This is a genomic window from uncultured Methylobacterium sp., assembly GCF_964244095.1.
Taxonomy (GTDB): Bacteria; Pseudomonadota; Alphaproteobacteria; order Rhizobiales; family Beijerinckiaceae; genus Methylobacterium.
In genome coordinates, this window is the sequence record NZ_CAXTHR010000052.1 from 1 (window position 1) to 25,337 (window position 25,337).

The window sequence follows — 25,337 nt, forward strand, 5'->3', positions numbered from 1 at the left end:
CCCGCTCGCGGTCGCGCGCTGCCGCTCGGAGGTCCCGCGGTTGCGGACCGCGGCGGAGACGGGACACCGCGTCGCCTGCCATCTCGCCTGAGGCAAAGGGCATGGGGAGGCTGCCGGACGCCGGCCGGGCTCCGGAGCGGACCTGATCGCGTATCTGCCGGCCGCGTCACCCAACGCCATCCCATCTCCGGGGCAGATCGCGCGACGCGCCGAAACGGTGGCGCGCCGTCTCCGTCGCGGATGCGTGCGCGCAGCGGCCTGCCTTCCTTGCATGAGCCTCACGTCCAGCGCCGCAAGATAGTTCTTTATGAAATCATCGCATGGATGGAGATTTGTTTTTCTTGATCCGGTTCAATTTGTAATACTATTCTTTTGACTTAAAGACGCCGTGCGGACGACTATGACCTACGCTACGCTGCCCGCCGGGCGACGATGCAGATGATCGTTCGATCATCCCCGCATGTGCCGACGGCCGGCAGCGCCGCCGCTCACCAGCCTCCGGGCCTCGCGACGACGACCGGTCGTCTTCGTCGCCGCTTCGAGGACCCTGCCCGTACCACCTCGGAGTGTACCCTGTGCTGCGAAAATCCGCCCGCCTGTTCGCGTTCGCCCTGACCGTGCTGACACCCGCGTCCGGGGTCGTGGCGCAGGAGCCCGCGGCCGCCACCCAATCGGCATCGAGCCCCCTCGTCTCCACCGAGTGGCTGGAGAGGAACCTCGACGCCAAGAACCTCGATGCGAAGACGCTCCGCATCGTCGAGGTCAGCGTCGATCCGGGGGTGTTCGAGCGCGGGCACATCCCCGGCGCCCAGAACGTGGCGTGGCACACGGACCTCGTCGAGACCGTGAGCCGCGACATCGCCGGCCCCGACAAGTTCGCGGCCCTGGTGCGCCGCCTCGGGATCGACCGCGACACCACCGTGGTGCTCTACGGCGACAACAACAACTGGTTCGCCGCCTGGGGCGCCTGGGTGTTCGCGCAGTACGGCCTCGTCGACAACGTCAAGCTCCTCGACGGCGGCCGCAAGAAATGGGAGGCCGAGAAGCGCCCCCTCGACACGCGCAACGCCGAGGTCCCGGCCTCCGGCTTCGGCGTGGCGCCGGCCTCGCCGGCCCTGCGCGCGCGGCTGGCGGACGTGGTGGCGGTGGCGCGCAAGGAGCGCGACGAGCAGATCCTCGACATCCGCTCGCCCGACGAGTTCAGCGGCAAGGTGATCGCGCCGGCCGGCGTCCAGGAACTGGCGATCCGCGCCGGCCACATCCCCGGCTCCGTGAACGTGCCCTGGGCCAAGGCGGTGAACGCGGACGGGACGATCAAGTCCGTGCCTGAGCTGAAGGCCATCTACGCGGCGGCCGGCATCGACGGAACAAGGCCGATCATCACCTCCTGCCGCATCGGCGAACGCTCCAGCCATTCCTGGTTCGTCCTGAGCCGCATCCTCGGCTACAAGACCCGCAATTACGACGGCTCGTGGACCGAGTACGGCAACACGGTCGGCGTGCCCGTGACGAACCTCGCCGGGACCGTCTGGGGCGGCAAATGACCGACGGCATCGCGGCGCACGCGCGCGCTCTGCCTGCCCATGCGTCCGAAGCCCCCGTCCGGAAGGAGGGGGGCTTCTTCGTGCCGGTGGGCGTCGCCCTCGCCATCGCGGGCGGGCTGGCCTGGGCCGCCCACGACCTCGCCGGACGGCCCGACGGCGGGCGCCTTGCCCTGTCGCTGACCTTCGGCGCCCTGTTCGGCTTCGTGCTCCAGCGCAGCCGCTTCTGCTTCTATTGCCTGTGGCGGGATCTGCTGGTGTCGGGCGATCCGCGCGGGATGCTCGGCATCCTGGCCGCCCTGGCGGCGGGCGTGGCGGGCTATGCCGTCGTCCTCGGCGCCTGGATGCCGGACCCGTCCGGCGCACGCCTGCCGCCGGACGCCCATATCGGTCCGGTGGGACCGGTCCTGGCGCTCGCCGGTGCCGTGTTCGGGACGGGCATGGCGATCTCCGGCTCCTGCATCAGCGCCCATCTCTATCGTCTCGGCGAGGGCTCGCCGACGGCGCCCTTCGCGCTCCTCGGCACGGGCCTCGGCTTCGCGCTGGGCTTCGCCACCTGGAACCCGCTCTACCTCGCCGGCGTCTCGGAGGCGCCGGTGCTGTGGCTGCCGCGCCACCTCGGCTATGCCGGAAGCCTCGGCGGCGCCCTCGCGCTCCTCGGCGCGATCGCCCTGGTGCTGCTGCGCCGTCTGCCCGGGTCGAGCGCCCCGCCCGTGACGGCGCCGAGTCCCTGGCACGCTGTGTTCGTCGCCCGCTGGCCGGTCTGGCGCGGAGGCGTGGCCATCGGAGCCCTCGCGACGCTCGGCTACCTGCGCGTCGGCCCCCTCGGGGTCACGGCCGAGATCGGCGGCCGCACCCGGCAGGCCGCCGGGAGCCTCGGGCTGTTGCCGGAGCGGCTGGAAGGGCTCGATACCTTCCGGGGCTGCGCCACGGCCGTGCGCGACGCGGTGCTGACCCCGAACGGCCTGTTCGTCGGCGGACTCGTGCTGGCGGCCTTCGCCGCCGCCCTCGCGGCGGGCCAGTTCCGCCCGGCCTGGCCGACGTCGGGGCAGGTCCTGCGCGGACTCATCGGCGGAACCCTGCTCGGCTGGGGCGCCATGACCGGCCTCGGATGCAGCGTCGGCACCCTGCTCTCGGGGATCATGGCCGGCGCAGTCTCCGGCTGGGTGTTCGGCCTCGCGATGTTCGCCGCCGCCGCCGGCACCCTCTGGGTCGGCCGTCGGACGCGCCTGCTGGCGTGAGGCCGCTCACGCGTGCGCCGAGGAAGGTATTTCACCCCCGGCCCGTCAGCGTGAGACGATTTTTCTTCGGCTCCCGGATGCATTTGAAAGACGATCCCATCGACTTTGACCGACGGGATTTGCATCATGGCCCGGCAGAACAGGTGACATTGAATACGACGCGCATCGGTCAGGCGCAGGAGCCGGCGGATGTACCTTTCCTGATCGGATGTCCGTGCCGTCGCCTCATCTCGTCCTCGATGCCATCGGGTTTCGGCATGGCGCCAGACTGATCCTCGACCGGATCTCGCTGCGGATCGCGGCTGGCGAGCGGGTCGGGATTCTCGGGCCGTCCGGCGTCGGCAAATCCACCCTGCTCCAGATCGTCGCCGGGCTGGTCGCTCCGTCGTCCGGCGAAGCGAGGATCGACGACTTCGCCGTGACGGGACCCGTCCCGGGGGCTACGGTGATGTTCCAGCGTCCGGCCCTCCTGCCCTGGGCGAGCGTCCTCGACAACGTGCTCCTGCCGGCCCGCTTGGCGGGCAAGCGCAGGCGCGGCCGCGAGGACGCCCGCGCGGAGGCGCTCCGCATCCTCGGGGAGGTCGGCCTCGCCGACCGGATCGAGGCCAAGCCGCACGCCCTGTCGGGCGGTCAGCAGCAGCGCGTGGCCCTGGCGCGGGCCCTGGCGAGCCGGCCGCGCCTCCTCCTCCTCGACGAACCGTTCTCGGCCCTCGACCCCGAGCTGCGGGCCTCTCTGCGCAGGGACGTGAGGCGCCTGTCGCAGGAGCGCGGCCTGACCCTGCTCGTCGTCACCCACGATCCCGCCGACGTCGCCGCCCTGGCCGAGCGCGCCGTGGTGCTCGGCGGCCGGCCCGCCGGCATCGTCGCGGATGTCACCGTCGCCTCCGAGGCCGACCTGCGGGCGCAGCTCGGCGCCCATGCTCCTCAAGACGGTCGCGAAGCGGCCTGAACCGGACCCTGCCATGACCGCCCCCGACGACCTCTCCGCCCTGTGGACGCACGCGTGGACGCGCGCCGACTGGACGCGCCGCGACACCCTCGACGGCCTCGCCAGGGGCGGCCTCGCCGCGCTGCTGGGCGGGACGGGCCTCGGCCTTTCGAGCCGTGCCGTCCACGCGGCCGACGACGAGGTCGTGCGAATCGGCTACCTGCCGATCACCGACGCCACCGCCCTCCTCGTGGCCCATGCCAAGGGCTACTTCGAGGACGCCGGCCTCAAGGTCGCCGAGCCGACGCCCCTGCGCTCCTGGTCCGCCCTCGTCGAGGGCTTCGCCGCCGGCAAGTTCAACCTCGCCCACCTCCTCAAGCCCATCCCGGTCTGGATGCGCTACAACAACAGGTTCCCGGTCAAGATCCTGGCCTGGGCCCACACCAACGGCTCGGGCATCGTCGTCGGGGCCAAGAGCGGCATCGTCGACTTCAAGGGGCTGGCGGGCCGGCGCGTCGCGGTGCCGTACTGGTACTCGATGCACAACGTCGTGCTGCAATATGCCCTGCGCGAATCCGGGGTGACGCCGGTGATCCGCGGCGAGGCCGGCGCGAACGAATGCGCCCTCCAGATCCTGCCGCCGCCCGAGATGCCGGCGGCGCTGGCTGCCGGCAAGGTCGACGGCTACATCGTCGCCGAGCCGTTCAACGCGCTCGGCGAGATCAAGGCCGGCGCGCGCATGCTGCGCTTCACCGGCGACATCTGGAAGAACCATCCCTGCTGCGTCGTCGTCGCCCACGAGCGCACCACCGTCGAGCGGCCCGAATGGACGGGCAAGGCCGTCGACGCCATCGTGCGCGCCCAGGCCTACGCGGCGGCCAACAAGGAGGAGGTGGCGCGGCTGATCTCGAAGGACGGGCGCGGCTACCTGCCGATGCCCGCCGACGTGGTGGTCAAGGCGGTGACCGATTACGGCCCGGCCTACGCGGCGAGCGGCGCGATCCGCCATCCCGAATGGGCGGCGAGCCGCATCGACTTCCAGCCCTGGCCCTACCCGTCCGCCACGCGGCTCATCGTCGAGGCCATGGGACGGACCGTGGTCGAGGGCGACGCCGCCTTCCTCAAAGGCCTCGACCCCGATTTCGTGGCGCGCGACCTCGTCGACGACCGCTTCGTCGCCGCCTCCCTCGAACGCTTCCCCGACGCGTTCCCGGGCACCGATCGCAGCCGCACCGAGGTGCTGGCCCTGTGAGCGCCGGCCTGCTCGAGGCATCGCTGCCGGCCGAGGACGGCACGGTGCACCGGCCCGTCCCTCCGTCCGGGGGCGGTCCCGCGCGCCTGCTCCACCGGATCGCCCCGCTCCTCGGCCTCCTCGCCCTGCTGGCCCTGTGGTTCGCGGCGGGCCGGCTGCTCGCGGGCGATCCCGCCTACGCGGCCTTCGCCGGCTTCGGCCCCGGCCCGGCGCTCGCGTCCTTCGCCGACCTCCTCGCCTCCGGCGACGCCTGGCGCGCGGCGGTGCCGAGCCTCGCGCGGATCGGCCAGGGCCTCGCCTACGCCTTCGGGCTCGGTGCGCCGCTGGGGTTGCTCATGGGCGCCTCGCCGCTGGCCGAGCGCGCGCTCCAGCCGCCGTTCCAGCTCCTGCGCATGGTCTCGCCGCTCGCCTGGATGCCCGTGGCGGTGCTGGCCTTCCCGACCTGGGACGGGGCGATCGTGTTCCTCATCGCGGCCGCCGCGATCTGGCCGGTCCTGTTCTCCACCGCCGCCGGGGTGAAGCGGATCGACCCGGTCTGGCTGACGCTCGCGCGCAACCTCGGCGCGAGCCGCCTCGGCACCCTGCGCAGGATCATCGTCCCGGCGGTGCTCCAGGACATCCTGACGGGCCTGCGCCTCGCGCTCGGCGTCGCCTGGATCGTGCTGGTTCCGGCCGAGTATCTCGGCGTCACCAGCGGCCTCGGCTACGCCATCAACGACGCCCGCGACACGCTCTCCTACGACCGGCTCGCGGCCCTCGTCCTGCTGATCGGGCTGATCGGCTACGCCCTCGACGGCGGCCTGGGACGCTTGGCCGCCCGCGCCCGCTGGATTCCCGCCACCTGAAAGGACTTCGCCATGTCATCCGCTCCCGCCACCGAGATCGTCCAGACCTTCGAGACCATCGACCGCGACGCCCTCCGCACGCTCTCCGAGAGGGGCAAGGCCGATCCCGAAGCCGTGCGCACGGTCCGCGCCCGCACGATCGCCGAAGGCCGCCGCTTCCGCCACCTGAACTACGTGCGCGACCTCGACGCCCAAATCGTCGACGAGCCCCCGGGGCTGCTAGGCGACGACACCGCGCCCAACCCCACGGAGGCGCTGCTGGCGGCGCTCGGCACCTGCGTCGCGGTCGGCCTCCAGGCCAACGCCGTCGCGCGGGGCTGGACCGTGCGCGGCATCGAGATCGAGAGCGAGGGCGACATCAACATCACATCGGTCTGGGGCACCGGCGACCTCTCGCCGAAGGTCGTCGGTCTCTCCGCCGTGCGCCTGTCCGCGCGCCTCGACATCGAGGGGGCGACCCAGGCCGAACTCGACGAACTCGTGGCCCATGCCGGGGACTGGTCGCCGGTGCTCAACACCGTGAGGAACCCGGTCGCGGTCAGCCTCGTCCGCGCCCGATGAGCGCCGCCCTCGCCCTGGCCGGGGTGCATCCGCCGGCGCCGGACGTGGGGACGATCGTCCGCCACGAGCTCGGTCCCCTGACGGCCGCCATCGACGGAGGGCTCTATCCGGACGCGGTGCTGCGGAACCTCGGTGCCGCCGGCGCCTACGCGCATCATGGCGCGGGAACGCCGGAGGGGCTGGTCGCCGCCGTCGAGGCCATGGCCGCGGCAGGCGCCGCCTGCCTCTCCACGGCCTTCTGCGTCTGGTGCCAGGACGCGCTTGCCTGGTATCTCGCCCGCGGGGACGAGGCCGCCCGCTCACGCCACCTCACCGCCGTCGCCGGCGGCGCGCGCCTCGGCGGCACGGGCCTTTCCAATCCGATGAAGGCGTTCTCGGGCAACGAGCCGATGGCCCTCGCCGGCCGGCGCGTGGCCGGCGGCTACCGGGTGCGCGGCCGCCTGCCCTGGGTCTCGAATCTCGGCCCCGGCCATCCCTTCGCCAGCATCTTCGCCCTGGAGGACGGGCGGCGGATCATGGCCCTGTTCGAGGCCGGATCGGAGGGCGTCGCCATCGCGGCCAACGCCCGCTTCGTGGCGCTGGAGGGCACCGGCACCTACACGGTGATGATCCGCGACGCCTTGGTCCTCGATGACGACGTGATCGCACCCGATGCCGCCGCCTTCGTCCCCGGCATCCGCAACGGCTTCGTCCTGCTCCAGGCCGGCATGGGCCTCGGCCTCGCCCGGGGCGTCGCCGCGATGATGCGCTCCGACGAGCGGGGGCGCCGGGACGGCGCGGCCCTTCCGCTGGGCGCCGAAGGGATCGAGGACCGGGCGGCGGCCCTGTGGGCGCGTGTCGCGGAGGCGACCGGGCACCATGCCGACCCGAGCGCGGGCGCCTTCCGCGAGACCCTGCGCCTGCGCCTCGACATCTCCTGGCTCGCCCTGGAGGCCGCGCAGGCCGCCATGCTCCAGTTCGGCGCGCGCGGCTATCTCGAAGGCTCCGCCCCCTTCCGGCGCCTGCGCGAGGCGCAGTTCGTCGCCATCGTCACCCCCTCCGTGAAGCACATCACGGCCGAACTCGCGCGGGCGTGAGGACCGCCCCCGGCGTCAGGGCGTCGCGAGGTGCGGCCGGACGACCGTCAGCATCCGTTCGGCCGAGGTGCCCGGCGGGAAGAAGCCGAGATACGCCCCCGACCGATCCATCAGGTAGATGAAGGCGGAGTGATCGATCGTGATGTCGCCGTCCGCGCCCACGATCCGCTCGGAGAAGACCCTGTAGGCCTCGGCCGCCCGGCGGATCGCGGCGGGGTCGCCCGTCAGGCCGATCAGGCGGGACGAGAAGTTCGGGACGTACTCGGCCAGATGCGCGACGGTGTCGCGCTCCGGGTCGAGGGTGATGAACAGGGGCTGGACCGCCTCGGCCTCGGCGCCCAGCAGGGTCAGCGCGCGGGCGATCTCCGTCAGGTCGGTCGGGCAGATGTCGGGGCACCCGGTGTAGCCGAAATAGACGATGAGGAGCTTGCCGCGAAAGTCCGCCTCCGTGCGTGTGCGCCCGGCCTGATCGACGAGCGCGAAGGGCCCGCCCACCGGCTCGCGGTTCCACATGAGCACGTCCATCAGCTCGGCCGCGGAGCGGCGCGCCGGCTCCGCGGCCCGGGCCGGAACCAGGGGGCACAGGGCGACGAGCAGCGCCGCGCGCAGCGATCTACGCACCGAAGGTGAGCCGGCTGCCCGTGGTCGGCACGATCACGTTGGCGGGCATCTGCGCCTGGGCCTCCAGCGCGAAGTTGAGGCCGCTGCAATGCATCGGGATGACCACGTCGGGTTCGAGCTTGCGGATCTCGGCGACGATCTGGGTGAGATAATCCTTGGGCGCCGGCCCGAGATGGAAGCCGCCGACGATGGCGTGGACCTTCTCGATGCCCGAGACGGCCTGCGCCTGCCGCACCGAATTCACGATCCCCACATGGCCGCAGGAGCTGATCACCACGAGGCCCTTGCCCTTCACGTTGAAGCAGGTGGCGTGCTCGTGAACATGCTCGTCGGGAATGATCCGCCCCTGCAACTCGGCCGGCGAATAGTGGCTCGCATCGCAGCCGAGACCATCCTTGATGCCGCGCTCGACGAAGGTGTTGGGCAGGATGCGCTCGACGGAGGACCGTTTGATCTGGCCGGTGGTGAAGGCGTGGCCGGCCACCACCGTGGGCGCCTCGCACAGGACGGTCCTGATCTTCCGCGCCGTCAGTTCGCGCCGGTCGAGCTGACCGAAATCCGTGAACTGCCCCTGCACGCGACTCGGGCTGACGCGGTGGCAGAAATTGTCCTCGCCGCCGGCATAGAGCGTCAGGTCGGCGGGCAGAAGGCCCCGGTACGCCTCGAGGAATCCGGTCAGGCCGCCGTAATGGTCGTGATGGCCGTGGCTCACGATGAGGGCGTCGACCTTGGACGGGTCGACCTGCAGGATCTCGATATTGTTCAGGAGCGCGTCGGGGCTGTAGCCGAAATCGAGCAGGATCGTGCGCGCCTCGTCCGCGCGCTTCGATTCCGCGAACAGCGAGAGGCCCCATTGGTTGTGAAGGACCTTGCGGTAATCGCTGCCGCGCCCGCTGCCGGGCGGCTGGTGGAGGACGCCCTGCACCGTCGCGGGCTTGAGGAACTGGTCGTGGGACGAGTCGATCAGCACGCGCAGACTGAGCGTGTCGACCGCCGGCACCTCGATCGAGGCGGCACGCGCGATCTCGATGCAGGAAAACCCCGCCGCGCCCGCGGCCAAGACCGCGGAGGCCTTCAGGAAGCCGCGCCTGTCGATCGGTCCGACCATGCCATCCTCCCCGACGCCTGCGCGCCGACCTCACCGCCACCACACGCCCTTTATAGCGGAGCTTGCAGCGACGGATGTGCTCTATTTCGACAATCGAAGAGATGTATGTTCCACCTCGCGCGATGCCGGGTACGCCTCCGGTGAGGGCCGCGCTCGACGGCATCGCGCTTCCCGCGGGAGCCTGACCTTAATGCTGGCATTAAGGTCAGTGGGTCTGGGTGATGCGGGTCGAGGTACTGGAGGGGGCCGAACGACGGCGGCGCTGGTCGTTCGAGGACAAGGCGCGGATCGTCGAAGCCTCGTACGAGGCCGGGGTGTCGGTGTGTTCGGTGGCGCGCCGGCACGGGATCGCCCAGGGCCTGCTACTCACCTGGCGACGCCAGGCTCGGGAAGCCCGTTTGGGCGGGGACGAGCAGGCCCCGGTCTTCGTGCCCGTCGCGATCACTCCGGAACCGTCGCAAGTGGTTCCAACTCTGCGGCTAGATGATCCTGGTGTTCAGGCCCAGCCCCGTCTAGCGCGACGCAAGACCGGTGTCTTGGAGATTGATCTCGGCGGCGGTCGGCGTCTCAAGGTCGACCGGGACGTCGATGCCGCGGCGCTGCGGCGGGTGTTCGATGCCCTGGCGGGCCGATGATCCCGCTGCCTGCCAACGTCCGGGTCTGGCTGGCCACTGGTCACACCGATATGCGCGAGGGCTTCCTCGCCGGGCAGAACGTCATGATGGCGCTCCGCCAAGCCGGCCGGACCTTGGTGCCGGAGAACGGTCGGAGCGTGCTGGCGGGAACCGCGGCGGAGTTGCGTTGCGCGGGACGACGCGAAGGCGTTCTATCTCGGGGTCGGGGCGGTGGCCCCCGATCTCGGAGCGCCCGCGAGCCGGTGAGCCGCCATTCCGACCAGCATCGTCGCGACGAAGACTGCGACGGGCAGCGCGCCGGTGGAGAGCGCGGCGACGGCCGGGCCGGGGCAGAAGCCGGAGAGGCCCCAGCCGATGCCGAAAAAGGCCGATCCGCCGATGAGATGTTTGTCGATCCGGCGGTTCGTCGGGATCTGGAAATCCGCGGCGAAGACCGGCTTCGAGAGCCGGCGCGCGATCTGGTAGCCGATCGCCGAGACGGTCACCGCGCCGCCGAGCACGAACATCAGGCTCGGGTCCCAGGCCCCCGTCACGTCGAGGAATCCGCGGACCCGGGCGGGGTCGAGCATGCCCGACAGGGACAGCCCCAGGCCGAAGGTCAGGCCTGATCCGAGCGTCGCCAGGATGCGGATCGGGGCGCCCATCACGACCACCACGACACGCTGGCCCGGACGAGCGCCACGGTCATCATGCCGGCTGCGAGAAAGGTCAGCACCGCGGCGATCGACCGGGGCGACAGCCGCGCCAGGCCGGCGACGCCGTGGCCGCTGGTGCAGCCCGAGCCGAGCCGCGTGCCGAACCCGACGAGCAGGCCCGCAACGGCGAGCACCGGCAGGGAGGCGGCGACCCGCATCTCCGGCCACGCCCCGGTGAGCCACGTGAAGGCCGGCGGCCCGAGCACCAACCCGGCGACGAAGGCGGCATCGACGAGCCGGCGCTCGCCGCGATCGGTCCCGAGGCCGGCGACGAGGCCGCTGATCCCGGCGATGCGGCCGTTGAGCAGCAGCAGCAGCGCCACCGAGAGGCCGATCAGCGCGCCGCCGGCGAGCGCGGCGAGGTACGGGCTCACTTCGGCCCTCCGTCCTGCCCGGCGCTCTCAGCCTCGCTCGGTCGGCCCGCGGCCGGCAGCCGGTCGTCGATGGGGTTGCGCGTCATCCCTAGCCTCCTGCCGGCGCGCGGGACCGGCGCCCGTGTCGGCGTATCGCGGCAGCCTGCGGGAAACAAGGCTTGCAATCACCCCTGTCATCGCCAATTATTCAATCAAGACAATAACTTAACGGAAGAATCATGCTGCTGGACAGGGTTTCCACGACGCAAAGTTTCTCCGATCCGGACGCCTCGGAGGAAAGCTACGCTCCGGTCCCTTCGCGCACGGATCGGCTCCATCGGCCGGCGGTGGAGCGAAGCGACAGGACCGGTGCCATCGCCGAGGGCGATCAGGTGGTTTTCGCGCGGCTCGACGTGGCCGAAGCCCTCGGCATCTGGCGCCACGCCCGCGGGCGCGTGGTCGAGACCCACGCCGAGGCGCAGGCCGCGCCGGAGGCCAGGATCACCCTCGACGTGAAGTTCGACGGTCACGAGACCCTGCACCGCTACCTGCCGGATCTCTTCGAGAAGCGGGTTCGCTGAGAATGCCGTCTTGCTTGAGGATCGCCGTATGAGCCTCGGTGCCGTCATGGAGGCGCGCTCGTCCCTGCCTCAGGCCCCCTTGCGGGCGACGAGCCGCTCTTCGACCATCGACGCGGTCTGGGCTGAGCTTCGCGCCGAGGCGGAGGCGGCGCTCATCGAGGAGCCGCTCTATGCCGGCATCATCCAGGCGACAGTGCTCGACCAGCGCAGCCTCGCGCAGGCTTTCGCCTACCGCCTCGCCCACCGGCTCGGCGACGGCGACCTGTCGCGGCTCGCCATGCGCGACCTCTGCCTGTCGGCCTTCGAGGCCGACCCGCATGCAGGCGCCCACGCGGTGCGCGACCTCGTCGCCATCCGCGAGCGCGACCCGACCTGCCGGCGCTATCTCGACCCGTTCCTGTTCTACAAGGGCCTCGCGGCCCTGGAAGGCTACCGCGTGGCGCATTGGCTCTGGCACCAGGGCCGGGCGACGCTGGCGCTCCACGTCCAGAGCCGGATCTCGGAAGTCTTCGGGGCCGATATCCATCCGGCCGCGCGGATCGGCTCGGGCGTCTTCATCGATCACGCCACCGGCGTGGTGATCGGCGAGACCACGGTGATCGCCGACGACGTCTCGATCCTGCAATCCGTGACGCTCGGCGGCAACGGCAAGGAGAGCGGCGACCGCCATCCGAAGATCGAGCGCGGCGTGCTGCTCAGCGTCGGCGCCAAGGTGCTGGGCAACATCCGGGTCGGCGAGGGCGCGAAGGTCGCCGCCGCGGCGGTCGTGCTGCACGACGTGCCCGCTCACACCACGGTGGCCGGCGTGCCGGCCCGGGTCGTGTCGAAGCTGGCGCGGAACGAGGAGCCGGCGCAGAGCATGGATCAATTCTTCGGGGATGGGATCTGAGCCGTCGCGGCGCCGAATCGGTCATGGGAGCGCGGCTTTCATCCATCGGCATCCGAGGCTTGATCGTTCGTGAGACGATCCGAGACGCGCGGACCGACGGTCCGGCCGCAGGGTGAACGTTGTGCGATCGCGGACGAGATGGATTTTTCATCGATTTCAAGGCCAGACTCAACATTTGAAGCATAATATGCTACGAAATCACGTCTGTGTATTACAAAAATCTAATATTAGACTTTTTGTTAGGAGTTACTGCCTTGAGGCGCCTGCAATTTAGAAAATCCTTCCATTGACGGTATGTCGCAGGCGAGACTAGACCGTTCGGTGATCCGGGGTGGAACAAGTCGTCGAGTCCGGAGCGCAAGAATTCATCTGGTCGATCCGGGCGTGTGTCGTCCGGGTACGGCTTTGGTGTGATCGCTCGACTGCGCCTGGGCCGCCTTGTGCCCGAGATGAACGCGGTTTCATCCAAGAAGAGAAGCGGAGACCACCAACCATGAGCGGACCGGGACTGAGCGTGGGCGCATCGGCAGCACGCAACCTATCGACCGCGACCGTCACCTCGGTCCAGAACCTCGCGAACACGCCACGCTGGCTGCTGCGGCTGCTGCCCTTCGTGGACGTTCCCGGCGGCGTCTACCGGGTGAACCGCCGCGCCGTGGTGCTGGCCAAGCCCGGCCGCATCGACCTCGCCACGGATGGCAAGAAGCGCGCGATCAGCCCGGCTTCGCTCCGCGCCGTGCCGCCGTTCAGCCGCCTCGGCGACGCCGAACTTGCCGCGCTCGCCGACAAGTTCACGGAGAGCCGGCACCAGGCCGGCGAGACGATCTCGCAAGAGGGCGCCGGCGACCGCAGCCTGACGATCGTCGCCGACGGCACCGTCGAGCTGTCGCTCTCGGGCCCCTACGCGAGCCGCCTGCGCTCGGGGCTGGCCACCCGCGGCGACTTCTTCGGCGACGACGCCCTCGTCGGGGCGGCCCAGCCCGCCCCGACGGTCAAGGCGCTCTCGGCCGTGACGCTGCTCAGCCTCGACCGCGCGGCGCTCGAGGACGACGCCGTCGGGAACCGCATCGCGCAGTACGTCGATGAGCGCGACCGGCTGAAGGGCCACGCCAACGCCTACGGCGAGCAGGGCATCGAGCTGCTCGCCGTCCACACCGGCGCGCCGCGCCTGCCCACCACCTACGTCGATTACGAGGTCGACCCGCGCGAGTATCACCTCTCGACGATCCAGACGATCCTCAATACCCACACCCGCGTCACCGACCTCTACTCGAACGAGATCGACCAGCTCCGCGAGCAGATCCGCCTGACGGTGGATGCCGTGAAGGAGCGCGAGGAGTGGGAGTTGCTCAACAACTCCGCGTTCGGCCTGCTGAACGAGGTCGGCGGCCGCCAGCGCATCCCGACCCGCTCAGGGCCACCGACCCCGGACGACCTCGACGAGGTGCTGACGCTGGTCTGGAAGAAGCCCGCCTTCTTCATCGCCCATCCCCGCGCCATCGCCGCCTTCGGTCGCGAAGCCACCCGCCGCGGCGTGCCGCCGGTCGTCGTCCACTTGTTCGGCGCGCCGTTCCTCACCTGGCGCGGCGTGCCGCTGGTGCCGAGCGACAAGCTGCCGATCGACACCGATCCGGTCACCGGCGCCCAGACCACCTCGATCCTGTTGCTGCGCGTCGGGGAGGGCGAGCAGGGCGTGGTCGGCCTGCAGAAGTCGGGCGTCACCGGCGAGATCGAGCCGGGCCTGTCGGTGCGCTACATGGGCACCAACGATCACTCCATCGCCTCGCACCTCGTGACCCGCTACGTCTCGGCCGCCGTGCTGGTCGAGGACGCGATCGCCCGCCTCGATAACGTGCTGCTCGGCAACTACCATGACTACGCCTGAGGCCGGTCTCTTGCGATCATCCGCGATCGGCATCCCCACGGGCGCACCCGGCGACACTGCGGCCTTGGCCCACGCCGATCTCGTCGGGCGCCTCGCCCGCGAAATCTACGGCCAGGGCCACGCAGCCTCCGCGCCGGTGACCCCTGCGCTGCCGTCCGCGCCGCAGTTCCCCCAAGCTCTGGAGAACCTTACCCAGGCTCCCGGGCAGCCGTCGCTGCCGGGTGCCAACATCGTCACCCCCTCCGCGCCGTCCAGCGTCCTGCCGTCGGGCGTCCTGCCCGACGCGTCGGCCCTCGCCGCGCGCAATCCCGGCGGATCGAGCCTCGGCCTGCCCGGCCTGCCCGGCCTGCCCGGCCTGACCGGACCGTCCGCGGCCAACCCGTTCGGCGGGACGCCTGCGCCGGCCAGTGCCGGCTTCCTCGACGTGACGACGATCCCGTCGGTGCATCCGCTCGCCGGCCCGCTCTCCGCGCAGCGCAGGCTGCCGGAATTCTTCGTGCCGAGCGTGCCCGACGTCGCCGCCTTCCTCCCCGGCGGCGCGGACCTGCACCGGACCATCGCCAAGGACCATCCGCGGGCCAACGCCTTCGCGCATGCGGTCAGCCCCGGCCTCGTGCCGGCCGACCCGTCGCATCGCGGCAAGGACGTGTCGCGGGAGAACGTCCAGCGCACCGGCCGGCTCTCGGGCGATCCCGTGCGCACGGTGGACCATGGCGGCGACGAGCCGTTCTCGTCGGGCGACTACTACTTCCTGACCGGGTCGCCGCCCGCGTCGAGGCCGCACGCCGCGCCCCGCGTCGAGCCCTCGCGGCATGCGGGTCCGGCCCCGCGCGTGAGCTCGACCCGGTCGAGCCCCGTGGGCGCGTCCTTCGACGTCGAGCACGTGCGCAGGGACTTCCCGGCCCTGCACCAGAGCGTGAACGGGCACCGGCTGGTCTGGCTCGACAACGCGGCCACCACCCACAAGCCGCAGAGCGTGATCGACGCGACGAGCGCGTTCTACGCCCGCCACAACTCGAACATCCACCGGGCCGCGCACACGCTGGCCGCCCGCTCCACGGACCTGTTCGAGGGCGCGCGCGAGACGGTGCGCCGCTTCCTCAACGCGCCGTCCAAGGACGACATCGTCTTCCTGCGCGGCACGACGGAGGCGATCAACCTCGTCGCCAATTCCTACGGCCGCGCCAACATCGGTCCGGGCGACGAGATCATCGTCTCGACGATCGAGCACCACGCCAACATCGTCCCCTGGCAACTGCTCACGCAGGCCACCGGCGCGACCCTGCGGGTGATCCCGGTCAACGACCGCGGCGAGATCATCTTCGAGCAGTTCGCGGCGCTCCTGTCCGGTCGCACCAAGATCGTCTCGGTGACCCATGTCGCCAACGCGCTCGGCACGGTGAACCCGGTCCGCGAGATCATCGCGCTCAGCCACGCCTACGGCGTGCCGGTGCTGATCGACGCGGCCCAGTCGACGCCGCACATCGGAATCGACGTGCAGTCGCTCGACGCCGATTTTTTGGTTTTTTCCGGCCACAAGGTGTTCGGGCCCACCGGCATCGGGGCGCTCTACGGCAAGAGGCACCTGCTCGAGGCGATGCCGCCGTGGCAGGGCGGCGGCCACATGATCGAGGACGTCACCTTCACGAAGACGGTCTACAAGGGCGCGCCGGAGAAGTTCGAGGCGGGCACGCCCGACATCGCCGGTGCGGTGGGCCTGGGCGCGGCGCTCGACTACCTGGAGGGCGTCGGGCTGCCGGCCATCGCGGCCTACGAGCACGACCTGCTGGACTATGCCCAAGCGGGGCTGGCCGAGATCAGGGGCCTGCGCCTGATCGGCACGGCGCGCGAGAAGGCGAGCGTGATGTCCTTCGTGATCGACGGCCACGAGAACGAGGCGGTGGCCCACCACCTCGACCGGCACGGCATCGCCGTGCGCTCCGGCCACCACTGCGCCCTGCCGGCGCTGCGCCGCTTCGGCGTCGATCAGTCGATCCGCGCCTCGCTCGCTTTCTACAACACGCGCGAGGACGTGGACGTGTTCCTCAAGGCGCTGCACCAGTTGCCACGTCGGTGAGAAAGACATGAGGTTGATTTATGCAAATTCGAGGGAAAGGAATGTGACATTCCTACTTGGCTCAGGTGAGACATTTTAAATTTTCGCCTACACAGTCTGTTCGCATAGTTTACGTTATGAAACCACTTTTTGGACAATCGTGGAGCAGAGTGTCGATGCGCGGCGCCGTCGAGGAGGACGGCGCGCTCAGATCGAGCAGATGAGGCAGCCGTCGCGAAGGTGGGGGGCGTCTTCCGGTGCCAGGTCGCCCAGGGTTTCCACGAGCGGCCGGTTCTTGTGGCGCGCCATGCGGCGCTTCTCGGCCTCCCCATGCCGTGCCTTGATGGCCGCGATGCGTTCCGGCTTCGCAAGCTCCCGCAAAGGCTCGTCCTTGCACCAGTAAAACTGCTCGCCATGCTTGACCGCGGCCTCTTCGTAGCCCTAGCCGAGGATGCCGAGGGCGCCGTCCGCTTCCGCCGCGGCTTCCTGCTCGGCGACGGCACCGGCGCGGGCAAGGGCCTCCAGGTCGCGGGCGTGCTGCTCGACAACTGGCTGAAGGACCGCCGCCGTGCCGTCTGGGTCTCGAAGACCGATGCCCTGATCGAGGATGCCCGCCGCGACTGGGCGGCGCTCGGCCAGGAGCGCCTGCTCGTCACGCCGCTGTCGCGCTTCCGCCAGGGCAGTGCGATCCGCCTCCAGGGCATCCTGTTCACGACCTACACCACGCTGCGCTCGGACGCGTGGGAGGATAAGGTCAGTCGCGTGCGCCAGATCGCCGACTGGCTCGGCAGCGACTTCGACGGCGTCATCGTGTTCGACGAGAGCCACGCCCTGCAGAACGCGGGCGGCGGCAAGTCCGAGCGCGGCGACGTCGCTCCCGCGCAGCAGGGCCGGGCGGGCCTGCGCCTGCAGCATGCCCTGCCGGACGCGCGCGTCCTCTACGTCTCGGCCGCCCGCGCCTGTCTCGACTTCGGCCAGCGGGTGCAGAACTCGGTGTTCGCGTGCGAGGTCGAGCCTGCGCAATGGACGGCCTTTCGCGCCCGCCTCATCGGTGAGATCGATCCGCAGCGCGACAGCCTGCGCTTCTACCGCCTCGGCGCCGAGGGCCGCCGCCGGGTGGAGCATGTCGGCGCCAAGCCGACCCTCGACCTCGACGGCCCGCTGCTGTTTTGAGTGCATGGCGGCTTGCGCGAACCGCAAGGCCTCATCCGGTTCCCCGACGGTTCGCGCAGCGAAGAAAACGCTCGCCGCTCAATGCGTTGGCGACACCTCTCGCATCGTCGCAGGCGATCGTTCCCGCCGCTACAGCCGGTTCGCGTCAACGCCCTGATTTTCGGCATCTTGCCATGATGTTAAGGTACGGCCGTCGCTCCCTCACAGGGGCGTGGATCGAGCACGGCAACGGCTGGGTCGCTCCCTCACGGGGGCGTAAATCGAAAATGACGAGATTCTTTCCTAGGACCAGCGCCTGTGTGTCAACTCGCGACCTCGGGCTGACGAGTGTGATTCATGAGTGACCTTCCAAGCGGGCTTTAATACCAGTCGGCGATGATCCCGACCGATGGTCGGAATCATCGCATCCGGCGGACGACCGCCGCCCCGCAGTCGCGGGGGCAATCGGCGACGAATAAGGCTCATCGCCGATTGGTATAAGCCGTTGCTCTACTGGATGGTACATGAATGGCACGTGGAGCAATTCTAAGCTGGACAGTATCAGCCTAAATGCTTACAAATAAAAGCAACGTGGGATAGAGCAGCCCGGTAGCTCGTCAGGCTCATAACCTGAAGGTCACAGGTTCAAATCCTGTCCCCGCAACCAAAACGACATCACAACCACAAGCCGGTTCGCAAAACGCGAACCGGCTTTTTTTATGTCCGACCAACCCGTCCGAGACATTCCCAGGCGTCGACAGACCTTCAAAACCCATCCGGCCGCCAAAAATCCGAACTGACCCGCGACCTCCGCCCGGCCCACCTTGACCACGCGGCATCCGGTCGCCAGTTCTCTTCTCATCGACCGGCGGCCGGTCTGTTGCAGGCGCCTGCGCGGTCCTTGAAAGGGTTATTACGATGGCGACGGTGAAAGTGACCGACGCGAGCTTCGAGCAGGACGTCCTCAAGTCCGTTGAGCCCGTGGTCGTGGATTTCTGGGCGGAGTGGTGCGGTCCCTGCCGGCAGATCGGCCCGGCACTGGAGGAGATCGCCTCCGACATGCAGGGTCGCGTGAAGATCGCCAAGGTGAATGTCGATGAGAATCCCGGCATCGCCTCGCAGTACGGCATCCGCTCGATCCCGACGCTGCTGCTGTTCAAGAACGGCGAACGGGTCGACCAGAAGGTCGGCGCGGCGCCGAAGGGCGACCTCGCCCGTTGGATCGGCGCGCAGACCGCCAGCGTCTGACGCCGGGCGCGTCGGAACGCGTCCGCTTCCTCCAAGGGACCGGCTTCCTCGTGCCCACCGCGGCTTCCTGAACCCGCAAAAAAGAAAGCCCGGCCGCGAGGCCGGGCTTTCTTCGTTTCGCAAAACCCAAGCTTCGGACCGACCCCGGGCTCTGAGTGGCCCGTGGATCGGACAGTACGGTCCTAGTAGGAGCCGAACTTGTAGTTCAGGCCGGCGCGGACGACGGCGAACTCGGTCGTGCGGGCACTGCCGGCGATGTAGACGAGGTTCGACGCGACGCCGGTGTAGATACCACCGACCGCGTTACGGTTGCGATCGAGGTTCACGTAGAGACCTTCGACCTTCAACGTCACGGCCGATGAGCGGAAGAAGTTCAGGAAGGAATCGGTCGGAAGCGCGTACTCGACGCCTGCACCGGCCGCATAACCGGTCCGGAAGTCGCTGCTGTTGCCGAGGCCGATCTGCGCGAAGTTCTGGTCCTCTTCGCCGGAGCCGTAGGCGAAGCCGCCGGTCCCGTAGAACAGCACCCTGTCGAAGGCGTAACCGACGCGGCCGCGAACGGTGCCGAAGTAGTCGAGACCGTTGCCGCGGGTCACGATCCCGGCGCGCGGTGCGGCGAAGGCGAGGCCCGGCGTGCCGACGAGCGTATAGTTCTGGGTCGCACCGAAACGGCGGCCGATATCGAGGTACTGGGCGTCGGCCTCGACACCGATCACGACGCCGCTTCCCGGCGTGAACTGGTAGTTGTAGCCGATCTGCGCACCGCCGCTGAAGCCGTCCGACTGGCCTTGGTTGGTCGTGGCGATAGCGACGTTCGTGCCGGGCGAGCCGACGACCGAGCCCGTTGGCAGGGTGTAAATCTTCTGGTTGGCGCCGGCGTCGAACGCGTATCCGGCGTTGATACCGAAGTAGAACCCGGTCCAGGTGAAGACCGGCACCGGCGTGAAGACCGGCGGCGGCGCGCGGCGCGGAAGGTCCGCCGCGGTGGCGGCGGCGGTGAGCGCCGTGAAGGCGGCCAATGACGTCAGAAGCTTTTTCATGTTGGATGATCCCCAGCGATTGCCCGATCACTGGCGAGGATAAGTGATTTTCCATAGCCAAGATGTAGCATCGCTGCCACAGGGCGCCGGGGTCTGACGTTCGGGGGCCTGCCGGCTCGGCCGATCCGGTGCGGCAGCTCAGGCCGGCGGCGTGCCGTTGGCGGTCAGCACGGCGCCCGCGAGGTAGAGCGAGCCGCAGATCAGGATGCGCGGCGGCCGCTCGAAGGCGATGTCGGAGACGGCTGCCAGCGCCGCCTCGATGCTTGGGGCGACCCGCGCGCTCAGGCCCACCTGTGTGGCGATGCCGGCGACCTCCTCGGCCGGGCGCGCCGCCATCTGCCCGGCGATCGGCACCGCGATCAGCGCGCGCGCCAGCCCGACGAAGTGGCGCAGGAAGCCCTCCGCGTCCTTGGTGCCGAGCAGGCCGACGATCAGCACCAGCGGCACGTCGCTGCGCTCGCTCAGATCCGCCAGCGCGGTCGCCAGGATGCGCCCGCCGTCGATGTTGTGGCCGCCGTCGAGCCAGAGCTCGGCGTCGGCCGGCAGGAGCCCCGCGAGCCGGCCGCGGCCGAGCCGCTGCATCCGGCCGGGCCAGTCGACGTTGCGCAGGCCCGCCTCGACCGCGGCGACGCCGATGTCGCCGAAGCCCGCCGCCCGGAGCGCGGCGATGGCGGTGCCGGCGTTGGTGAACTGGTGGCGCCCGGCGAGCCGCGGCCTGGGCAGGTCGAACAGGTCGGTCTCGTCCTGGTAGACGAGCCGGCCGCTGTCCTCGTGGACGGAGAAGTCCTGGTTGCCGACGCGGATCGGGCTCGCGCCGACCGCCTCGGCGTGGCGGCACAGCACCGCGTCGGCCTCGGCGTAGTCCTGCGCCGCGATCACCGCCGGGCAGCCGCGCTTGAAGATGCCGGCCTTCTCGATCGCCACCGATTCGACCGTGTCGCCGAGATACTCGGCGTGATCGCGCCCGATCGGCGTGACGACCGCGGCCGCCACGCGGTCGATCACGTTGGTGGCGTCGACCCGGCCGCCCAGGCCCACCTCCAGCAGCAGCACGTCGGCGCGCGCCTCGGAGAACAGCAGCAGCGCCGCCGCGGTGGTGATCTCGAACACCGTGATCGGATCGCCGGCATTGGCCGCCTCGCAGCGGGCGAAGGCTTCGGCCAGCCGATCCTCGGGCACGTAGTGGCCCCCGCCGATGCCCCCCAGCCGGATGCGCTCGTGAAAGCGCACGAGGTGGGGCGAGGTGTAGACGTGCGCGGCCAAGCCCCCGGCCTCCAGGATCGCCCGCATGAACGCGATGGTCGAGCCCTTGCCGTTGGTGCCGGCGACATGGATCACCGGCGGCAGGCGCCGCTCGGGGTGGTTCAGGCGCGCGAGCAGGCTCTCGATCCGCCCGAGCGACAGGTCGATCGTGCGCGGGTGGAGGGCGAGGAAGCGCGCCATCAGCGCGTCGGAGGAATCCATCTTTTTTCGGGGTTTCAGGCCGGTTCGGGGATTCGGGCCGGCTCGGCCGCGACCGGCGCCGGAGGCACGTTCGTCAGCAGGCCGCAGATGCGGACGATGGTGTCCTTCAGCGCGTGACGGTGGACGACCTGATCGAGCATGCCATGCTCCAGCAGGTACTCCGCCCGCTGGAACCCGTCCGGCAGTTTTTCGCGAATCGTCTGCTCGATCACCCGGGGGCCGGCAAAGCAGATCAGCGCGCCGGGCTCGGCCAGATGCACGTCGCCGAGCATGGCGTAGGAGGCGGTGACGCCGCCGGTGGTCGGGTTGGTCAGCACCACGACGTAAGGGAGGCGGGCCGCGCGCAGGCGCCGGATCGCCACGGTGGTGCGCGGCATCTGCATCAGGGAGAGGATGCCCTCCTGCATCCGCGCGCCGCCGGAGGCCGAGAACATCACGTAGGGCGTGCGCTTCTCCAGCGCGGTCTCGGCGCCGCGGATGAAGGCCTCGCCGGCGGCCATGCCGAGCGAGCCGCCCATGAAAGCGAAATCCTGGCAGGCGAGCGTCATCGGCAGGCCGCCGACGCGGCCGAAGCCGACCTTGAACGCATCCTGCATCCCGGTCTTGGCCCGCGCCTCCCTGAGCCGGTCGGCGTACCGCTTCTCGTCGCGGAACCGGAGCGGGTCGGCGGCGACCTCGGGCAGCGGCACGTCGATCCACGTGCCCTCGTCGAACATCATCCTGAGCCGTGCCTGTGCGCTCATCTTCAGGTGGTGCTCGGAGCCGGGGATGACCCAGTGGTTCCCCTCGACCTCCTTGTGGAACACCATCTGCCCGGTATCGGGGCACTTCACCCACAGGTTCTCGGGCGTCTCGCGCTTGAACAGGGTCTTGATCCTGGGGCGCACGACCTCCGAGATCCAGTTCATCGGTTCGACCATCATGAAGCGCCCGTCCGGTTCGATCAGCCCCGCATATCGGGGCCGCGACCCCGCTTGACCAGCGGGCCCGCTCAGGTGGCGCGCACGCCGGCTGCCAGCTCGCGCACCAGTGCCGCCACCGCCGCGACGCTGCCCTCCGTCGCGCGGCCCTCGCCGTCGAGGCTGCGGTGGAGCGCGTCGACCAGGGCCGAGCCGACCACGACACCGTCGGCGCCGCGGGCGATGGCGGCCGCGTGCGCGCCGGTCCTCACCCCGAAGCCGACCACCACCGGCAGCGCGGTGTGGCGGCGGATGCGGGCGACCGCCGCGCCGACGCGGTCGAAATCCGGCGTCGCGGTGCCGGTGATCCCGGTGATCGAGACGTAGTAGACGAAGCCCGCGGTGTTCTCGAGGACGGCCGGCAGGCGGCGCTCGTCGGTGGTCGGCGTCGCGAGGCGAATGAAGGCGAGGCCCTGGGAGAGCGCCGGCAGGCAGAGTTCGTCGTCCTCCTCCGGCGGCAGGTCGACGACGATCAGCCCGTCGATGCCGGCCGCCACCGCGTCGTCGAGGAAGCGGGCGACGCCGTAGCTGTGGATCGGGTTGAAGTAGCCCATCAGGATCACCGGCGTGGCGGCATCGCCGGCGCGGAACCGGCGCACGAGCGCCAGCGTCTTGGCCACGCTCTGGCCGGCCTTCAGCGCGCGCAGGCCCGCCGCCTGGATCGCCGGGCCGTCGGCCATCGGGTCGGTGAACGGCAGGCCGAACTCGACGATGTCGGCGCCGGCCTCGGGCAGCGCCTGCAGGACCTTCAGCGAGGTCTCGGGGTCGGGGTCGCCGGCCATCACGTAGGTCACGAGGGCGGCGCGGCCTTCCGCGCGGCAGCGGGCGAAGGTGGCGTCGATGCGGGCGGCCATGGTGCCTGTCCGTGAGCGAGGACCGCGAGCGCGGGCTCGGCGTCGCGCCTACACCATCGGGACCGGCCCGTGAAGCGTGGCGACCGCAGGGCTCCTCGCGGGCGCGAGCCTGACCCGCACGAACGCCCGACCGCAGCAAATGCCTGGACAATAGGCAAGTCCAAAGGCGCGCCATCGGCCCGATAACCGGGCAGGCGCGAATACTTTGCAAGCTATTGAAGCACTGAAATAAATACCATAGCTTCTGAAGTACGGTCGCAGTCGATCGAACGTCAAAACCGGATAACCGACATGACCAGCCCATCCGAGATCAAGAACCGGTTCCACGCGCGGCTCGAAGCCTCCGAGGCCCGCGAGAACGATTTCCGCCATACGCTGCTCGCCGAGGGCACCCGCGCGCTCCAGCCGGTGCTCGGCGTGCTGACGCTGATGTCCGAGGTGCTGGACGAGCGCGACAACGTCCACGGCAGCATCGCCGGCCTCGAATGCGAGATCGACCGGGAGGACTTCGTCTGCCTGCGCGCGAGCCTGCGCGGCGCGACGAGCCCCGAGCAGCGCATCGTCATCAAGTACGGCCCCGAGCTCGGCGGCCGCAACCTGATCTCGGTCTCCGGCATCGGCCAGAGATATGCCGAGACGCTCGTGGCGGCGCACGGCGCCGCGGCGAGCCTCGGCCGCTCGGTCGGCAGCGACCTCCAGCTCGACGTCGCCCGCAGCCAGGATCTCGCGGACGTGGTGCGCGAGATGGTCGAGGCGTACTTCGCCGGCCAGGCGCAGAACCACGTCGGCGCCGCGGCGCGGCGCGGCGCCTTCGCGGCGATGCAGTAACCCTTCCGGCGCGGCGGTCGTCCCGGCTCAGGCCCGGCCCTCGACGAAGGCGCGCATCAGCACGTGCGCGATCGCCATCGGCGGCGGCGCGAACAGGTTCTCCGGGTGGCGGCGCTCCAGCATCGCCCGCACCGCCTCCCGGTCGAACCAGCGCGCATCCGCAAGCTCGGCCGGGTCGGCGACGATGGCCTCGTCCAGGCCCTCCGCCGTGCAGCCGATCATCAGCGAGGACGGGAACGGCCAGGGCTGCGAGGTGTGGTAGGCGACCGCACCGATCCGCACCCGCGTCTCCTCGTAGGCTTCGCGGGCGACGGCGGCCTCGATGGTCTCGCCGGGCTCGAGGAAGCCGGCGAGGCACGAGTACATCCCCTCCTTGAAGTGGGGCCCGCGCCCGAGCAGGCAGCGATCGCCGCGGCGGATCAGCATGATCACCACCGGGTCGGTGCGCGGGAAATGGTGGACGGCGCAGGCCGGGCATTCGCGCCGGAAGCCGCCGGCGCGGAACAGGGTCTGCGTGCCGCAATTGGCGCAGAAGCCGTTGCGGGCGTGCCAGCCGAGCATCGACTTCGCGGTGGCGAGCAGCCCGAGTTCCTCGTGCGGGACCGCGCCCTCCGTGGCGATGGTGCGCAGGTCGAGGGTGCGGAAGGGCGCGTCGGCATAGGCCGCGGCCGCCTCCGACGCGGCGGCGGCGGCAAAGACCGGCCGGCCGTCGAGGTGTCCGAGGAAGAGCCTGTCCCCCGTGATCAGGCGGTCTGCCCGCGCGCCATCCTCGGCGGCGAGGATCGCGCTCGCTTCGCGGAGCACGAGGGCGTCCCCGGCCATCAGCACCAGCCGCGTGCCGGGCGCGTCCGGCGACGGCACGGCGTCGTCCGGCTGCTCGGAGGAATGGCGGACGAGGCGGCTCCGCGTAAAACCGAGGGTGGCGAAGGGGTCGCTCATTGGGTCAGGCTGCCGCGAACAGGGCGCCGGCCCGCTCGGCGAGCTGGGCGCGGGCATGGTGCGGATAGGGCTTTGCCGCCTCGAAGCCCCAGACCGGGCCGGGCCAGGCGGGGTCCGACAGGAAGCGCCCGACCACGTGGACGTGCATCTGCGCCACGACGTTGCCGAGCGCGGCGACGTTGACCTTGTCGGGCTTGGCCAGCGCCTGCATCACGCCGACCGCGAGGCGGACCTCGCGCCAGAGTGCGCCGGACTCTTCGGGCGCGAGGTCGGTCAGCTCGCTCACGCCGGCGCGGCGGGGCACGAGGATCAGCCAGGGGAAGCGGGCATCGTCCATCAGCAGCACGGAGCAGAGGCCGAGGTCGCCCACCGGCACGGTGTCGGCGCAAAGCCGCGGGTCGAGGGTGAAGTCTGTCATGACCGGCGATATAGATCGCATCACCGCAGAAATCCCGGCCTGCGCCGTCGCTCCCCCCCCTGCGGGCTACCGTATTCACACATCGCGCAGGGGCGGCCGAGGCGCCCTTCCTCCCCCCCTCTGCGGGGGAGGGTGGCCCTCGCGTGAGCGAGGGTCGGGAGAGGGGAG

At 70.3% G+C, this 25,337-nt stretch carries 25 protein-coding genes, 1 tRNA gene and 2 pseudogenes; 17 read left to right on the forward strand and 11 right to left on the reverse strand.

Annotation, left to right across the window (positions count from 1 at the left end; translation table 11 throughout):
* Positions 1–575: 575 nt before the first annotated feature.
* From ACFE86_RS10275 to ACFE86_RS10305, 7 genes are all read left to right on the forward strand, one after another.
* Complete coding sequence (locus ACFE86_RS10275; RefSeq protein ID WP_375455239.1) at positions 576–1,544, forward strand: sulfurtransferase; 969 nt, start codon at positions 576–578, stop codon at positions 1,542–1,544.
* Complete coding sequence (locus ACFE86_RS10280) at positions 1,541–2,782, forward strand: YeeE/YedE family protein (protein ID WP_375455240.1); 1,242 nt, start codon at positions 1,541–1,543, stop codon at positions 2,780–2,782. The genes ACFE86_RS10275 and ACFE86_RS10280 overlap by 4 nt, the downstream gene beginning before the upstream one ends.
* Before the next feature lie 208 nt (positions 2,783–2,990).
* Complete coding sequence (locus ACFE86_RS10285; protein ID WP_375455241.1) at positions 2,991–3,731, forward strand: ABC transporter ATP-binding protein; 741 nt, start codon at positions 2,991–2,993, stop codon at positions 3,729–3,731.
* A 13-nt stretch (positions 3,732–3,744) separates the two neighbouring features.
* The gene (locus tag ACFE86_RS10290; protein ID WP_375455242.1) at positions 3,745–4,962 is read left to right on the forward strand and encodes an ABC transporter substrate-binding protein; all 1,218 of its coding nucleotides are present in this window, start codon (positions 3,745–3,747) and stop codon (positions 4,960–4,962) included.
* Positions 4,959–5,807 carry an ABC transporter permease gene (locus tag ACFE86_RS10295; RefSeq protein WP_375455243.1) on the forward strand — a complete coding sequence of 283 codons (849 nt, stop codon included), beginning with the start codon at positions 4,959–4,961 and terminating at the stop codon, positions 5,805–5,807. Before ACFE86_RS10290 ends, ACFE86_RS10295 begins: the two co-directional genes overlap by 4 nt.
* Before the next feature lie 12 nt (positions 5,808–5,819).
* Complete coding sequence (locus tag ACFE86_RS10300) at positions 5,820–6,368, forward strand: OsmC family protein (protein WP_375455244.1); 549 nt, start codon at positions 5,820–5,822, stop codon at positions 6,366–6,368.
* Positions 6,365–7,444 (forward strand): acyl-CoA dehydrogenase, encoded by a 1,080-nt coding sequence (locus ACFE86_RS10305; RefSeq protein WP_375455245.1) that lies wholly within the window; start codon positions 6,365–6,367, stop codon positions 7,442–7,444. The genes ACFE86_RS10300 and ACFE86_RS10305 overlap by 4 nt, the downstream gene beginning before the upstream one ends.
* Before the next feature lie 15 nt (positions 7,445–7,459).
* Here the strand turns inward: ACFE86_RS10305 and ACFE86_RS10310 are convergent, their stop codons facing one another.
* Positions 7,460–8,065: an SCO family protein gene (locus tag ACFE86_RS10310; RefSeq protein ID WP_375455246.1), complete on the reverse strand. Its 606-nt coding sequence runs from the start codon at positions 8,063–8,065 to the stop codon at positions 7,460–7,462.
* A complete protein-coding gene (locus tag ACFE86_RS10315) occupies positions 8,058–9,173 on the reverse strand; it encodes an MBL fold metallo-hydrolase (protein WP_375455247.1) in 1,116 nt (371 codons plus the stop codon). Before ACFE86_RS10315 ends, ACFE86_RS10310 begins: the two co-directional genes overlap by 8 nt.
* A 221-nt stretch (positions 9,174–9,394) precedes the next feature.
* On the opposite strand from ACFE86_RS10315, the gene ACFE86_RS10320 reads away from it, so the two are divergent.
* On the forward strand, positions 9,395–9,808 hold the full coding sequence (locus tag ACFE86_RS10320; RefSeq protein WP_375455248.1) for a transposase: 414 nt from the start codon (positions 9,395–9,397) through the stop codon (positions 9,806–9,808).
* A gap of 191 nt (positions 9,809–9,999) precedes the next feature.
* Here ACFE86_RS10320 and ACFE86_RS10325 read toward each other — a convergent pair whose 3' ends face one another.
* Both ACFE86_RS10325 and ACFE86_RS10330 read right to left on the reverse strand, forming a co-directional pair.
* Complete coding sequence (locus ACFE86_RS10325; RefSeq protein ID WP_375455249.1) at positions 10,000–10,452, reverse strand: DUF6691 family protein; 453 nt, start codon at positions 10,450–10,452, stop codon at positions 10,000–10,002.
* Entirely contained in the window at positions 10,452–10,877 is a 426-nt protein-coding gene (locus tag ACFE86_RS10330; RefSeq protein WP_375455250.1) for a YeeE/YedE family protein, read from the reverse strand. The genes ACFE86_RS10325 and ACFE86_RS10330 overlap by 1 nt, the downstream gene beginning before the upstream one ends.
* A 353-nt stretch (positions 10,878–11,230) precedes the next feature.
* Here ACFE86_RS10330 and ACFE86_RS10335 point away from each other — a divergent pair, with 353 nt between their 5' ends.
* The 4 genes from ACFE86_RS10335 (at position 11,231) to ACFE86_RS10350 (ending at position 16,288) form a co-directional block, all read left to right on the forward strand.
* On the forward strand, positions 11,231–11,437 hold the full coding sequence (locus ACFE86_RS10335) for a hypothetical protein (protein ID WP_375455262.1): 207 nt from the start codon (positions 11,231–11,233) through the stop codon (positions 11,435–11,437).
* A 28-nt stretch (positions 11,438–11,465) separates the two neighbouring features.
* Positions 11,466–12,326 (forward strand): serine O-acetyltransferase, encoded by an 861-nt coding sequence (gene cysE, locus ACFE86_RS10340; protein ID WP_375455251.1) that lies wholly within the window; start codon positions 11,466–11,468, stop codon positions 12,324–12,326.
* Between the two features lie 493 nt (positions 12,327–12,819).
* Positions 12,820–14,211 carry a family 2B encapsulin nanocompartment shell protein gene (locus tag ACFE86_RS10345; protein WP_375455252.1) on the forward strand — a complete coding sequence of 464 codons (1,392 nt, stop codon included), beginning with the start codon at positions 12,820–12,822 and terminating at the stop codon, positions 14,209–14,211.
* Entirely contained in the window at positions 14,198–16,288 is a 2,091-nt protein-coding gene (locus tag ACFE86_RS10350) for a family 2A encapsulin nanocompartment cargo protein cysteine desulfurase (protein ID WP_375455253.1), read from the forward strand. The genes ACFE86_RS10345 and ACFE86_RS10350 overlap by 14 nt, the downstream gene beginning before the upstream one ends.
* A 186-nt stretch (positions 16,289–16,474) precedes the next feature.
* Here ACFE86_RS10350 and ACFE86_RS10355 read toward each other — a convergent pair whose 3' ends face one another.
* Positions 16,475–16,648, reverse strand: a complete 174-nt coding sequence (locus ACFE86_RS10355) for a hypothetical protein (RefSeq protein WP_375455254.1) — start codon at positions 16,646–16,648, stop codon at positions 16,475–16,477.
* Between the two features lie 63 nt (positions 16,649–16,711).
* Between ACFE86_RS10355 and ACFE86_RS10360 the strand changes: the two are divergent.
* The 4 genes and pseudogenes from ACFE86_RS10360 to trxA form a co-directional block, all read left to right on the forward strand.
* A pseudogene (locus ACFE86_RS10360) lies at positions 16,712–17,227 on the forward strand (strawberry notch-like NTP hydrolase domain-containing protein); the annotation flags it as partial.
* A pseudogene (gene cas2 / locus ACFE86_RS10365) lies at positions 17,228–17,440 on the forward strand (CRISPR-associated endonuclease Cas2); the annotation flags it as partial. It lies immediately after the preceding pseudogene.
* Between the two features lie 569 nt (positions 17,441–18,009).
* Positions 18,010–18,086: transfer RNA gene (locus ACFE86_RS10370), tRNA-Met, on the forward strand.
* A gap of 251 nt (positions 18,087–18,337) precedes the next feature.
* On the forward strand, positions 18,338–18,667 hold the full coding sequence (gene trxA / locus ACFE86_RS10375) for a thioredoxin (protein WP_375455255.1): 330 nt from the start codon (positions 18,338–18,340) through the stop codon (positions 18,665–18,667).
* A gap of 182 nt (positions 18,668–18,849) precedes the next feature.
* On the opposite strand, the gene ACFE86_RS10380 is transcribed toward trxA, so the two are convergent.
* The 4 genes from ACFE86_RS10380 to trpA all read right to left on the reverse strand — a co-directional run bounded on the left by ACFE86_RS10380 (position 18,850) and on the right by trpA (position 22,984).
* Positions 18,850–19,707: an outer membrane protein gene (locus tag ACFE86_RS10380; protein ID WP_375455256.1), complete on the reverse strand. Its 858-nt coding sequence runs from the start codon at positions 19,705–19,707 to the stop codon at positions 18,850–18,852.
* Positions 19,708–19,845: 138 nt separating this feature from the next.
* Positions 19,846–21,171, reverse strand: coding sequence for a bifunctional folylpolyglutamate synthase/dihydrofolate synthase (locus tag ACFE86_RS10385; RefSeq protein WP_375455257.1), 1,326 nt, complete (start codon positions 21,169–21,171; stop codon positions 19,846–19,848).
* 14 nt (positions 21,172–21,185) lie between these two features.
* Positions 21,186–22,091: an acetyl-CoA carboxylase, carboxyltransferase subunit beta gene (gene accD, locus ACFE86_RS10390; RefSeq protein WP_375455263.1), complete on the reverse strand. Its 906-nt coding sequence runs from the start codon at positions 22,089–22,091 to the stop codon at positions 21,186–21,188.
* A gap of 71 nt (positions 22,092–22,162) precedes the next feature.
* Complete coding sequence (trpA, locus tag ACFE86_RS10395; protein ID WP_375455258.1) at positions 22,163–22,984, reverse strand: tryptophan synthase subunit alpha; 822 nt, start codon at positions 22,982–22,984, stop codon at positions 22,163–22,165.
* Between the two features lie 291 nt (positions 22,985–23,275).
* On the opposite strand from trpA, the gene ACFE86_RS10400 reads away from it, so the two are divergent.
* A complete protein-coding gene (locus tag ACFE86_RS10400) occupies positions 23,276–23,812 on the forward strand; it encodes a hypothetical protein (RefSeq protein WP_375455259.1) in 537 nt (178 codons plus the stop codon).
* A gap of 27 nt (positions 23,813–23,839) precedes the next feature.
* On the opposite strand, the gene nudC is transcribed toward ACFE86_RS10400, so the two are convergent.
* Positions 23,840–24,751, reverse strand: a complete 912-nt coding sequence (gene nudC, locus ACFE86_RS10405) for an NAD(+) diphosphatase (RefSeq protein ID WP_375455260.1) — start codon at positions 24,749–24,751, stop codon at positions 23,840–23,842.
* Positions 24,752–24,755: 4 nt separating this feature from the next.
* Positions 24,756–25,169, reverse strand: coding sequence for an HIT domain-containing protein (locus tag ACFE86_RS10410; RefSeq protein WP_375455261.1), 414 nt, complete (start codon positions 25,167–25,169; stop codon positions 24,756–24,758).
* Positions 25,170–25,337 lie beyond the last annotated feature (168 nt).